This is a genomic window from Paenibacillus dendrobii, from assembly GCF_009807035.1.
GTDB classification, from domain to species: Bacteria; Bacillota; Bacilli; order Paenibacillales; family Paenibacillaceae; genus Paenibacillus_AQ; species Paenibacillus_AQ dendrobii.
In genome coordinates this window covers 1,007,178-1,019,953 of sequence record NZ_WUBI01000001.1, presented here as the reverse complement: position 1 = coordinate 1,019,953, position 12,776 = coordinate 1,007,178, and the positions used below count along the sequence as shown (strand labels likewise).

Below are 12,776 nucleotides of genomic sequence, written 5' to 3'. Positions count from 1 at the left end.
TAGCCAACGCTTACGATGTAAACTTTCCTACGGAAAGTTTTTAGGAGGTCAAAGAAAGGAAATGGAGCTAGGAAAAGAATCGGCTGACCAGAAACGCAAACGAATCATCCAGATCGTATTCGTATTTTTTGTGGGTTTGCTGCTATTTTTCACCTTGTTCAGCAACACGCTGCAATCGTTGACGCTGCCGAAAGTCGGAACGGAAAAGCCCTCTAAGGGTGGTCTTGATTACACGATTGAGGGCAGCGGTATGCTGCAGCCATTTGCTGAAGTAAAACTGTCGAATTCGGCCGACTGGAAAGTGCAGAAGATTCTCGTCAAGGAAGGAGAGCATGTGAAGAAGGGGCAAATGCTGATCGTCTATGACAGCCGATCTGCTGAACAAGAGATAGACGTGGAAGAGACGACCCTGGAAAAGCAGAAGATCGAGCAGCAAAATACGCAGGATCAATTCATCCAGTCCGCCATGGAAGAGGACGAGCTCAAACTGCGGAATGCCAAGCGCGAAATTGAAAAGGGAAAGCTGGAAATGGCTGCACAGGAACGAAAAATCATCGAAATGCGAACTCGTTTAACCGGTCAGAAACAGCTGACGTCTCCTTTCGACGGAATCGTTACCCAAGTGAATGCCATTGAGGGCCTCGCATCAACCGGAGAACCGGATGTGATTGTATCGAACAGCAGTCTGGGCTTCCGCTTAGAAATTCATGCAGAAGCCAAGGTGCTGAAGAGTCTCGGGATTAGAGCAGGAGAGCAAATAGAGGTTTATGTAGACGTAAGTCAGACCCAGCAAGCCAAAGTCATCAACGGCAAGATTGAAGAAGTGGTGAATGCGAATCCGCGAAGTGATCGCTCATCTGATGAAGAGGCCGGGCAGGGCGCTTCGATTCCTCAAAAGACCCTTCGTATCAAAGTCGCTGATTCAGATCTGAAGGGAGGAGAGCAGGCATCGATTCGAATCGAAAAACGCTCGGTGCGAGAAGGATTGCTCGTATCAAGCGAAGCGGTCCATCAAGATCGGCAAGGCCCGTTTGTTTACAAAGTCGAAGAACAGCGGGGGGCTCTCGGCAATGTATTTGTAGCCCGGAAAGTTCGGATTATGTCCAGTGAAAAGAACGAAAAAGAGACCATGATAGAGTCGGACAGCCTTTATGAGGAGGACGCAATCATTGTGGACAGCAGCGAACCTTTACAGGATGGAAACCGTGTTCGTTTGCAGTAGTTTTCGATATTACTTGGGAAAAATGGAGGGGTTTATACGATGAAAAAGTGGCTGATGGTGATATTTATGGGAGCACTCGTCACGACGACATCCGCATGCGGTTCAGGAGGAAGCGACAAACCGGGAAGCAAAGAAAAACAAACAACCAAAGACGGGAAAACGATCGTCACCTTATCGATACAGGAAGCGACGCCGTTCTATCAATCGCTGGAGAAAAAGTTTGAAGCAAAATACCCGGATATCGACCTGCAAATCAAGTCCTATAAAAACATGGGAGAACAGTGGGACTCCGGGGACTATGAGAAATACAAAAAAACGACGAATACGGCTATGCTTTCCGGCAAAGGAGCGGACATCATCGAAGTCGGCGGTTTGCCCGTGGAGGAGTATGTGAATAAGCATCTGCTGCTAAATATGAACGATTTAATGAAGCAGGACAAAACGCTCAATACAAACGATCTGCAAACGAGCATTTTGGATGCATTGAAGCTCAGTGGCGGTATGTACACGATCCCATCCGGTTTCTTCCTGCGGGCATTTGTAGGCGACGGTAACGTGATTAAGAACTCCGGCGTGAAAGTTGACGATAAGAACTGGAACTGGAAGGAGTTCGAAGCGACATCGAAGGAGCTCATTCAGCAGGCAGGAAAAAGCGGCAAAAGGCAGCTCTATGCTCTCGCAAACAATCCGCCGGAAGTCACTCTCCAAGAAATGGCCGTGGATAATTATACGGAGTTCGTTGACAGTACCTCAAAAACTTCAACCTTTGACGGACCCGCATTCATTGAACTGATGCAGCAAATCAAACAAATGTACGACGAAAAGATTATGACTTCCAATCAGGCAGAGATGGGCAATCAATTGTTTTATTCTACCGTTTTGTTCTCTCCGACAGATTTTGTTGACGGCCCTTATTCATACTTCGAAAATCCGCTACTGCTGCAAAAGCCGCATACAGGCAAAGCAGGCGGCATGCGCATCATTCCTTCATCCCAGTTTGCGATTCAAGCCAAGTCTCCGGTGAAGGAGGAAGCATGGAAATTTATCGCTTTCTTGTTGTCTGATGAAGCACAATCTTTGCAAGAGAGAGAAGGATTCTCGCTTCTCACATCAGTGAATAACAAGAAGTTGGACGAAGTTCAGGTGAAGGTTAAAGATGGAGCATACAAGCTTCCGGACGGTAAAACAGCCAAAGTACCGGACGATGCATTTATGCAGTTCAAACAACTCGTTCAAAGCGCGGATCAATACGCCGAACTGGATGGTAAAGTGATTTCCCTCATAGGCGAGGAAGGTTTGTCATTTTTTAGCGGACAGAAATCTGCAGAAGAAGTAGCCAAGCTTATCCAGAATCGGGCGACAACCTATTTGAACGAATAGGAGGCATGAATAACGGAGAAGCAGCCACCTCGTGAGCTGCTTTTTCTTTGGAAGAACTCATCCAGGAGGGGCATTGATGAACAAATCGATAAAGATATACGCAGCAGTTTTGGTTAGCACATTGCTCGTAAGCCAGATTATATCTAATGGAGCATACGCAGGGGCAGCATCGATCACTAAAACATACACAACAACCTCATTCACGCTTGATAAGCTGGGAACTGTTACCTTGAAGAGACAGTTCAGCGTAAAACTGATGAATGTGGATATGTTTGCCCAGCCGAGCGGGAATATTCTGATCTATACGCTTCAATACACTAATGGCACAGGAAGCAGCATGGATCTGATCGATTATTTTTCCAAAGTAACCACGACAGGCGGGACAGTAGTGCAAGGCAAACCCGTTACAAGGGATGTTGCGATAAAAAAAGTACCTGCGCAGAGCGGACAAACGGTTACGTACTACGTCAATATCGGCAAAGCAGCAAAAATAAGCGGAGTTAAAATATCGATGTTCGGCTGGGACTTCAACAGCTCCAATTACCAAAAATCGCTGGGCTCCTTCACGATACCGAACAGTTATTCAACCGTGGCATCCCAAGGACAAAGCAAAAAGATCATGATGAATGATCTGCCCGTGACGGCCAAGGCCGAAAGCATGCAAAAAGAAGTTCTTAACGGAAAAGTATACCTGAGAGTTGGCGTCAGTCTCGTGAATGCTGGTAGTAAGGTGCTGAACGATCCCGGATATAAAGCATACTTGAGATCGGCTGGTGGATCGGTATTCGAGCTCGCGCTGGAAGAAGGAAGCAGCCATTACAAAGTGCAGCCTCTGGAAAAGAAAACAATTAATTACCTGGCCGAAGTCCCATCTTACATGAAGACGGATAACATGATACTGCAATTCGCGCAGGAAGACCCGGCATTGAAATTCAACCTTCCAATTCAATCCTTCAATCTCCCGGCCCTTTCTGCTTCGGATTCAGCCGTGGGTGATTACTCCATCAAGAAGCTAACGATCGACAAGAATGCTGTGGAAACGCAGCTGAAGAGTGCAACGATATATACGGAGAACGAATCGGCGAAATGGAGTCTTCAATTCCGCATCAAGAATCTCGGCAACAAACCGGTGACGCTACCCGCTTACGATCTTGCGATTAAGGCAGTAGAAGGGTACAGCATTCCGGTGGATTCCAAAGAACTAGCCCATCTATCGATTAAACCTCTTGAAGAGAGGCTCATTGAACTAACCGCAATGGTGCCGTTAAAACTGAATCAAAGTTCACTGCAGCTGGTATTATCGGAACCGTATGTTGACGACAAGATCATTTTTCCAGCGGCTCGATACAAAATTCCGTATTCTCAGGAAAGTAACTACGTTCTGGGGATGGAGTACCCGCTTGAAAACGATCATGGAAGATTCGCTGTCAAGCTCGATGCTTTCCAGCGTCTGCCATGGGCCGATGGCGATCAGATTACGGCCAAAATCAGCTTGCGCAATACGACGGGCAATACCGTTCAGCTGCCACCGCTCAAGGCTTTAGTCAAAGCGGGAATGAATGATCTAAGTGGGTCAGCCCAGATCGTGAGCGGTAATGGTCACACGACTCTAGCACCAAATGAATCGGCAGAAATGTATGTGCTAGCGAAGGTGCCTTACACTTATAACATCAGTCAACTCAGAATTGTGCTACAGGAAATCGCGGGAGAGAATGTCAAGAAATTTCTATCGATGAATACGAGTGCAGTGAATACGGTCATGAATTCTGTGGCGGCTGGCGGTTCCTATCATGTGGACACCATGGGCAAAAAAGCAGAATTAAGGGAACGCAGATCGACCGTTTATGGCGATAACGGCAGCAACTTGATGTATACAGAGCTTGAAATGATAAACGAGGAACCGCGTCAATCGAAACCGTCTCAGCTCGTTGCTTATTATAAATCGGATGACAATCAATACTATGAATCCGTCGTTACGCAGTCATCCAGCTCGATCAGTCCGGGCGGAAAAAGCCTGGTAACCGTTTGGAGTAAACTGCCTCGCAATGTGAATACCTCAAAGCTGATGCTTTATATTGGGGAAGGCGTAACGGATAGCATGCTGACGGATGCAGGCGGAGAAGCAAGCGGGTATATCAATACATTCAGTCTTCACCTTACCCCGACTGCTGTTAAACCTGCTTCGAATCTGAAGGACGTGGATATGTTTCCGTATAGTCTTTCCATTGCAAAGGCGGAAAGTACTCTTACAGAAGGGACGGATACATTGAACACTGTCTTGCATTACAGTTTATCGCAAAATGGTGATTTTGAGGCAGGTGCCTATGAGCATAAGCTTGTCCTGGAACTTACGGACCCATTTGGACAATCTACGGAAAAATCGTTGACACTCGGAACGGATTGGACAATAGGTAACAGTAAATCGTTCTCAATAACGCTTACCAGCAATCTCTACAATACGTTGAAGGGAGGTTCTATCCGCGTAAATTTGTATGATGAATTCCAGGGGCGAAGAATTCTGCTGGGCAGTCAATCGTACCCGATTATTTACTTGCGAGCGGAAACGAGCAGCGTCAATCCATAGTTGTTGAAATGCATCTCGATTAGAGCAAGCCCAGTCACCTGACTGGGCTTATTTCTATCGTTCATGAGCGTGAAAAATCATTTGTAATCATCGCGAGCACAAATAGGCATTTATTACCATATATTCTCATATTATCCCTAATGTCCTGATCGCTTTTATGGGTTAAGAAAGGAGGGACGCTTCGGTTATTCAATCCACGATGTGATTTGTGAACGCTATCATTTGGGCTTTATTTTGAAGGAGGACTTTAGGGAATGGTTGTCAATCGTACCTTGTTTCGCAAGCCTTGGATTATCGCATTGATTACTATGTTAGCTGTAACTCTGCTTCAGTTGGTGATTTTTAACACACCGAAGGCGCATGCTGCCGTGGCAAGTAAGACCATTGTTGGTTACTGGCACAATTTCGATAACGGATCCGGGTTTATCAAGCTTCGGGACGTTTCCACCAAATTTGATGTTATCAACGTCTCATTCGCTGAACCCACCTCCGGTGTCACCAACGGAACGATCGGGTTTACTCCTTACAATTACACGGATGCCGATTTCAAAGCCGATGTAGCCTATCTCCAATCCCAAGGTAAAAAAGTGATCATCTCCATCGGTGGCGCAAACGGTCAAGTGCAGTTGACCAGCACGTCTGCACGCGATAACTTCGTGAATTCCGTGACATCCATCATTGAAAAATACGGGTTCGACGGATTGGATGTTGATTTTGAAGGTCATTCGCTATTCTTGAATTCAGGTGATAGTGATTTCAAGAACCCGACTACGCCAGTGATCGTCAATTTGATATCTGCGCTGCGAACCATCAATAATCATTTTGGAACGGATAAGTTTTACCTGACGATGGCTCCGGAAACTTTCTTCGTACAGCTTGGATATAGCTTTTATGGGGGCAGCTGCATCAGTTGTGATAGCCGCGCAGGCGCGTATTTGCCCGTCATCTATGCAACTCGCGATATTCTGGATTGGCTGCAGGTGCAGAACTACAACTCCGGTCCGATCACGGGGCTGGATGATCAATATCATACGATGGGTAACGCAGACTTCCACGTTGCCATGGCGGATATGGTATTGACAGGCTTTCCGGTTGCCAAAAACCAGAATAATATGTTCCCGGCGCTACGGCCTGACCAAGTCCTTCTTGGACTCCCGGCCAATGCCAATGCAGGAGGGGGCTTCACATCTGTTGCAGAGGTACAAAAAGCGCTTGATGCGCTGATTAAAGGCGTGCAGTTGACCAGTTATAAAACACGCGGCAGCACAAGCGGCTATCCTGATTTCCGCGGCGTGATGACGTGGTCCATCAACTGGGATAAGTTTAACAACTTTGAATTCTCAAACAGCCATCGTGCGTACCTGGATGCCCTAAGTCCCTCCGTACCGGATACCCAACCTCCAACGGCTCCAACGAATGTTGCCGTTGTCTCCAAATCGTCCACGACCGTCAATTTGAACTGGTCGGCCTCGACGGATAATGTTGGCGTAACGGGCTATACGGTTTACTATGGGTCCCAATCTCTGAATGTAACGGGTACCAGCGCATCGATTTCGGGTCTTACGCCGGATACATCCTATGTATTTACCGTAAAAGCCAAGGATGCAAAGGGCAATCAATCGGCTGCCAGCAGTCCACTTACCGTTAAAACGGATGCTGCAGGCACGGGAGTTGATCAAACCCCTCCTTCCCAACCAGGCAACCTGCAGGTGACGGGAAAAACTGCGACAAGCGTCTCTCTAAGTTGGACGGCTTCCAGTGATAATGTCGGTGTAACGGGCTACATAGTCGCATATGGAGCAAATTCCGTCAATGTGACGGGGACAACCGCCACGATCAGCGGCCTAACGGCAAATACGAACTACCAGTTTACCGTGACGGCAAAGGACGCGGCTGGTAACGTGTCAACGGGTGCTATTGTGAGCGCTACGACGGATCCGCAAAGCGGAGCACAGGCTTGGGCTCCGAATGTTAGCTATAAAGTCAATGACGAAGTGACGTATGGAGGCAAGACATATGTTTGTCGTCAGCCCCATACTTCTTTGATTGGCTGGGAGCCGTCAAACGTGCCAGCTCTTTGGTTGTTGAAATAATCTAGTTATCAGGGAAAAGCGAAAAGTCCCCAGTATTCGGTCTTTGCCGAGTATTGGGGACTATTTTTGCGTGACTGAAAAAAATAGATACTATCCCATGGATCACTTTTTCCTATTCGATTTTTTCTTCTGATTTCCATAATACTTTTGAGGCTTAGGAGGGGGTGTTGTTTGTCGAGCAGAATTAACCGTTTTCTCCGCTTCTAATTCGGCGATTCTTTTTTCGACCACAACCAACTGACCTTCGATGAATGTCTTGTTCTTTTGCGTGAAATAAGAGTCAATATAGGCCATGACTATAAAAGCTAAAATAAAGATGATCAAAGCCCAAAAAAAGTAGTACGGAAAAGTCAGGTCGGAAAATAAACCCATCAGAGTCAATACCACAGCGCTCATGGGCAAGTATATGGTACCGATAATTTTAGATGTTGTTTCAACCGCATTTCCTTGTCGAACTTTAAGTTCGGTATGTATATCCTCGAGTTGCTTTATATCGAAACAATTCCGGTAACGTGCGATCTCAGAATCTAGCTTCGGGTCCAGCACGATCGTTGAAGGGTCGGGAACATTGAATTTACGGAATAATTCAAGGGTATCTTTTATGGTCTTACGGTAGACCACAAAAACCACACCGGCGATAACAAGTCCCAACATAATTAAAAACAGAATCATTCGTTCCTCCTAGTTGTAAGAAGTATCGTTTTCATTTTACAATATTCGATTTTAATAGCGGATGCAATGCCAGGGGGTGTTAATCGGGCAACATCCCGAGAATGCTGTAGAAATATGGATTTATGTTTGGATTTTAATGGATATAGCCAAAAGCTATAGCTGGATATAGTTTTTTTCAGTTACACTATAACGATGAATACGTGATATCTTACTCGTAACAATTTGTATAGGAGTGTACGATATGGCGAAAAGCAGTGTATTGGGATATCCGCGTATTGGTGCGGAACGAGAGTGGAAGAAGGCATTGGAAGCATTCTGGTCCGGCAAGCTTGAAGAAGCAGCTTTTCAAGACAAGCTTCGGGAGATTCGTCTGAATCATCTGCGGAAGCAACAGGAAAAGGGCATCGATATTATTGCGGTCAATGACTTCAGCTATTACGATCATGTGCTGGATACAGCCGTAATGTTCGGAATTGTTCCGAAGCGCTTCTCTTATACGGGCGGCGAAGTTCCTTTGTCTGTATACTATGGTATTGCGCGCGGGACGAAAGAGGCAGCAGCGAGCGAAATGACCAAATGGTTCAATACCAACTATCACTACATCGTACCTGAGCTAGATGGTGCAGAGCCGACCATTACCGAGAACAAACCGCTTATTGCCTATCGCGAAGCCAAGGAACAACTCGGTGTTGAGGGGAAACCGGTTATTGTAGGACCATTAACGTTCTTGAAGTTGTCCAAAGGATATCAAGCATCGGAAACCGATGCCTGGCTGGAGCGCTTCATTCCGCTGTACATTCAGATTCTGCAAGAGCTCGAACGTGAGGGAGTCCAGTGGGTGCAAATTGATGAGCCGATCCTGGTCACTGGATTGGATCAGGCCGACTTAAGCCGGCTTCGGAACATTTATGAAGCTTTTGCTGCAGCGGTACCTTCTCTGAACATCATGCTGCAAACCTACTTTGAATCTGTTGAAAATTATAAAGAAATTTCGGAGCTTCCTGTTAAAGGTATAGGCCTTGATTTCGTGCATGGACACTCTGGTAATCTGGCTTCGATAAAAGAACTGGGTTTTCCTGAGGACAAAGTGTTGGGAGCGGGCGTTATCGACGGACGCGGCATTTGGAGAGCGTCACTTCGCGAGAAATGCGGACTCCTCAATGAACTGGCTGCAATCGTAACGAACGACCGTCTCATTGTGCAATCTTCATGCAGTCTACTGCATGTCCCCGTAACGGTACAAAATGAAGCAAAACTTCAAACGGAATTGAAAAATGCTCTCTCATTTGCTGATGAGAAATTGGACGAGATTGTCCTTTTAGTAAAAGCAATTAATTCAGGCGAGGGCTCCATAGCAGACGATTTGGATACATGCGAACGGGCTCTTCAGGCGCTTAAGAGTTCTGACGAACGAAACCGTCTGGACATACAACAAGCCGTATCTGCCATTAGTGGTCAGCAACCGCAGCGTTCACTGCCATTTGCCGAGCGTCATGTGGTCCAACAGAAGAAGTGGCAGCTACCGATTTTCCCAACGACGACGATCGGAAGCTTCCCGCAATCCGTAGAAGTACGGAAAGCGCGTCAATCGTGGAGAAAAGCCGAGTGGAACAATGAACAATACGCTGACTTTATCCGGGAGCAGATCGATATCTGGATTAAACTGCAGGAAGAGATTGGGCTTGATGTACTCGTGCATGGAGAATTCGAACGGACGGATATGGTCGAGTTTTTCGGTGAGAAACTTGCAGGCTTCGCCTTTACCCAATATGGATGGGTTCAATCTTATGGTTCCCGTTGCGTGAAACCACCGATTATTTTTGGAGACGTGGCCTTTGAGAACGCAATGACGGTCGAGGAGACCAAGTATGCACAGACAAAAACCGAAAGACCCGTAAAAGGCATGCTTACCGGACCGATTACGATTATGAACTGGTCGTTCGTACGGGAAGATATTCCGCGCGAACAAATTGCTTACCAGCTGGCTTATGCGCTGAGACAAGAGGTAGAGGCGCTTGAGGAAGCAGGCATCGGCATGATTCAAGTAGATGAACCTGCGGTTCGAGAAGGACTGCCGCTTAAAGAAGAAGACCAAGCGGAGTATCTGGCCTGGGCGGTCAAGGCATTCCGAATGACCACTTGTACGGTACAGGACACGACGCAAATACACACGCATATGTGCTATTGTGAGTTCCACGACATGATCGATTCGATCGAAGCCATGGATGCCGATGTAATTTCGATCGAGACTTCCCGCAGTCATGGAGAACTGATTCATAGCTTTGAGCAGAATACGTATGAACTGGGAATCGGTTTGGGTGTCTATGATATCCATAGCCCTCGCGTTCCACGAGTAGAGGAAATGACGAATATGATCGACCGCGCCTTACGCGTGCTGGATCCGAAGCTGTTCTGGATCAATCCGGACTGCGGACTGAAAACACGGGGCGTTGAGGAGACTGTTGATTCCTTGCGGAACATGGTCAAAGCAACGCAGATCGCTCGTGAAAAATATACCTTAAAGGTATAGGTATAAGTATAAAGAAACCCCGCCAATCGTATTGGCGGGGTTTCTTATTGGAAAATATCATGTACGATTACTTGCCAAGAAAACTTTTAATGAAGAAATCAAGCTGATAATCCAGGCTTAGCGGATCGTTAAAATAGAACGATTTGGCGTCGACTTCGAAGACATGACCGTTTTTAACGGCAGGAATATTTTTGTACACTTCGGTATTTTGGAATGAACTGTCCTCATCGGCGTTCTTGCTGAAAATAACATAGTCGCCAAAGTAATCCTTCAGCACTTCTGTCGATAAGGCAAGGTATCCATCCTTAGCTGTAGCCTCTTTGACAGCCTTCGGCATGTCGAGTTTGAATTCATTATAGAGAATCTCGGTACCGCGACCGTAATTGTAGCCATAAACGTAAAGCTGCTTATTGAAGGTTTCAATGACGGACACAGTCGCATTTGCTCCAATTTTAGCTTTGATTTCTTCACCGGCCTTTTGGGCGCGTGTCTTAAAATCAGTTACCCAGGCCTCGGCTTCTTTTTCTTTATTAAGCAGTTTCCCGACTTCAAGCTGCTGCGTTAAGTAATCAACTTTTCCGTAAGTATAAGTCACCGTAGGAGCTATTTTCTTGAACTTATCAATGTTTTTAATGTCTGACAGTCCAATGATAAGATCCGGGTTCAGTTCGATAATCTTTTCTACGCTTTCATCCGAAACGGCTTCAACATCTTTCAGCTTTTCTTCGAATCTGGGGTTGGTTTTGGACATTTCATCTACACCAACGACAGGTACACCAAGTGCCATGACGTTACCTGTTAGGAACCGGGTAAGAACTACGACGCGCTGAGGATTCGCCGGTACCTCGACCGGTCCATTTTCGGATTGATAGGTGACCATCTCGGTTTTGGAGGAAGCTGGCTCAGAAGATGGGGTTGCGTCGTTGGCTTTGTCTGTTTTGCCGCCACACGCACTCAATAGGAATACAAGAACTAGAACTACTAACGCAAAATGCTTTTTCATTAGACTCTCCCTTTGCACATGCTATGTATTTTTTTGATTATCAATTCACGGATGAGAAGCGTAACATAAAAAAATGAGAATGATTATCAATATCATGTATAATATAGTTCCGCATGGCTGCTGTCAATAGTTTTAATGACTTTAAATGAAGAAACACTCCAAGTAGGAGTGTTTCTTTGCTTTGCCGTTGCACTTCATCGGTCATTTTTCATTTGTTTGTACTACAGACATCGCATAGTGAATCTATTGGACTTAATTCATCAGAATCGCACCGCTTGAAGATAAATAGATTCGCCTTTAAAGCTTGAAATTCCGCCAGATTCATCGTTCTCTATGAAGAAGAATTCACGTAGTTCGTTTGAAGCTTGAAGCAGCTTTTTCTCAAGTAGATGTTGTTCTTCTGCCGCAAGTCCAGCCCGCTGGCACCAATCATGAAATTGGAACGGTTTCGGAAAAGAAACGATCGTTTCTAGGCGAAAGCCTGCAAGCTCAATGAGACGGATCCATTCCGTTTTTTTCCACGCCCGTACGTGGCTGGGATCTCTTTGCTTTTCAATTTCATTATAGAAATGATCGAAAATTTCTTTTTCGGGAGCTACGTTGTCAATAAGCAGCAGCTTCCCGCCCGGTTTGAGGACGCGGTATGCATCATGAACGAAAGCAGGGATATCCGGAAAATGATGTGCCGCGATTCTGCAGGTAACGAGATCGAAAACAGCATCGGAAAAAGGAAGATGCTCCGCATCCCCTTGTACGAAATCGACATTTGAATGACCGTTTCCCCGAATAAACTCAGCAGCCTTCATGAGCATCTCTTCAGTCAAATCCAAAGCCGTCACACGGCGGACCAAAGGGGCAAGAGCATTCGCAACATGCCCGCCGCCCGTCGCGATGTCAAGCACGAGCATCGTATCATCGGCCATTGAACTTGAAACAAGCAGGGCCAAATCTTCGCCTTTCGCATGACGAAAGCTAGTGACATATTTCTCCGCATTCTTTGCAAATTGCTGCTGCACTTGATGTTTAATTGAATTATCGATGACCAATTCCTCCTTAGAATACAAAAGCTTACGTTTTGTTTCATTAGATGAAACATTGTATCGCTTAATGGAATGTACTTTGAATTTATCATACATTTATTTAGCTGTAAATAGGTGGCAAGCCTATATGAGCGATTCGAAAGAGAGTGTGAAACTCAGAAAGTAAGTAACTCTTGAATCCAATGCCGTTTGGTTAGATATGCTTGAAATCGCATACAATTGTCGTAGTTCTGCCTATTATCCATAAATTGG

General features: G+C 45.9%; 8 protein-coding genes. 5 read left to right on the top strand and 3 right to left on the bottom strand.

The window, feature by feature from the left end:
* The first annotated feature begins 61 nt into the window (after positions 1 to 61).
* The 4 genes from GRF59_RS04300 to GRF59_RS04285 all read left to right on the top strand — a co-directional run bounded on the left by GRF59_RS04300 (position 62) and on the right by GRF59_RS04285 (position 7,279).
* Complete coding sequence (locus GRF59_RS04300) at positions 62 to 1,222, top strand: efflux RND transporter periplasmic adaptor subunit (RefSeq protein ID WP_160496409.1); 1,161 nt, start codon at positions 62 to 64, stop codon at positions 1,220 to 1,222.
* Between the two features lie 39 nt (positions 1,223 to 1,261).
* On the top strand, positions 1,262 to 2,602 hold the full coding sequence (locus GRF59_RS04295; RefSeq protein WP_160496408.1) for an extracellular solute-binding protein: 1,341 nt from the start codon (positions 1,262 to 1,264) through the stop codon (positions 2,600 to 2,602).
* A 76-nt stretch (positions 2,603 to 2,678) separates the two neighbouring features.
* Positions 2,679 to 5,186 (top strand): hypothetical protein, encoded by a 2,508-nt coding sequence (locus tag GRF59_RS04290; RefSeq protein WP_160496407.1) that lies wholly within the window; start codon positions 2,679 to 2,681, stop codon positions 5,184 to 5,186.
* Positions 5,187 to 5,440: 254 nt separating this feature from the next.
* Positions 5,441 to 7,279, top strand: a complete 1,839-nt coding sequence (locus GRF59_RS04285) for a fibronectin type III domain-containing protein (RefSeq protein ID WP_160496406.1) — start codon at positions 5,441 to 5,443, stop codon at positions 7,277 to 7,279.
* Between the two features lie 102 nt (positions 7,280 to 7,381).
* Here GRF59_RS04285 and GRF59_RS04280 read toward each other — a convergent pair whose 3' ends face one another.
* Entirely contained in the window at positions 7,382 to 7,951 is a 570-nt protein-coding gene (locus GRF59_RS04280; protein WP_160496405.1) for a DUF2207 domain-containing protein, read from the bottom strand.
* Positions 7,952 to 8,192: 241 nt separating this feature from the next.
* Between GRF59_RS04280 and metE the strand changes: the two genes are divergently transcribed.
* A complete protein-coding gene (gene metE / locus GRF59_RS04275) occupies positions 8,193 to 10,481 on the top strand; it encodes a 5-methyltetrahydropteroyltriglutamate--homocysteine S-methyltransferase (protein WP_160496404.1) in 2,289 nt (762 codons plus the stop codon).
* 67 nt (positions 10,482 to 10,548) lie between these two features.
* Here the strand turns inward: metE and GRF59_RS04270 are convergent, their stop codons facing one another.
* Together GRF59_RS04270 and GRF59_RS04265 are read right to left on the bottom strand one after the other, a co-directional pair.
* Entirely contained in the window at positions 10,549 to 11,484 is a 936-nt protein-coding gene (locus GRF59_RS04270; RefSeq protein ID WP_160496403.1) for an iron-hydroxamate ABC transporter substrate-binding protein, read from the bottom strand.
* A gap of 260 nt (positions 11,485 to 11,744) precedes the next feature.
* Positions 11,745 to 12,524 (bottom strand): methyltransferase domain-containing protein, encoded by a 780-nt coding sequence (locus tag GRF59_RS04265; RefSeq protein ID WP_160498111.1) that lies wholly within the window; start codon positions 12,522 to 12,524, stop codon positions 11,745 to 11,747.
* Between the last annotated feature and the right edge of the window lie 252 nt (positions 12,525 to 12,776).

Coding starts and splice junctions, on each gene's coding strand:
- GRF59_RS04300 (WP_160496409.1), top strand. CDS start 62: ATGGAGCTAGGAAAAGAATCGGCTGACCAGAAACGCAAACGAATCATC.
- GRF59_RS04295 (WP_160496408.1), top strand. CDS start 1,262: ATGAAAAAGTGGCTGATGGTGATATTTATGGGAGCACTCGTCACGACG.
- GRF59_RS04290 (WP_160496407.1), top strand. CDS start 2,679: ATGAACAAATCGATAAAGATATACGCAGCAGTTTTGGTTAGCACATTG.
- GRF59_RS04285 (WP_160496406.1), top strand. CDS start 5,441: ATGGTTGTCAATCGTACCTTGTTTCGCAAGCCTTGGATTATCGCATTG.
- GRF59_RS04280 (WP_160496405.1), bottom strand. CDS start 7,951: ATGATTCTGTTTTTAATTATGTTGGGACTTGTTATCGCCGGTGTGGTT.
- metE (WP_160496404.1), top strand. CDS start 8,193: ATGGCGAAAAGCAGTGTATTGGGATATCCGCGTATTGGTGCGGAACGA.
- GRF59_RS04270 (WP_160496403.1), bottom strand. CDS start 11,484: ATGAAAAAGCATTTTGCGTTAGTAGTTCTAGTTCTTGTATTCCTATTG.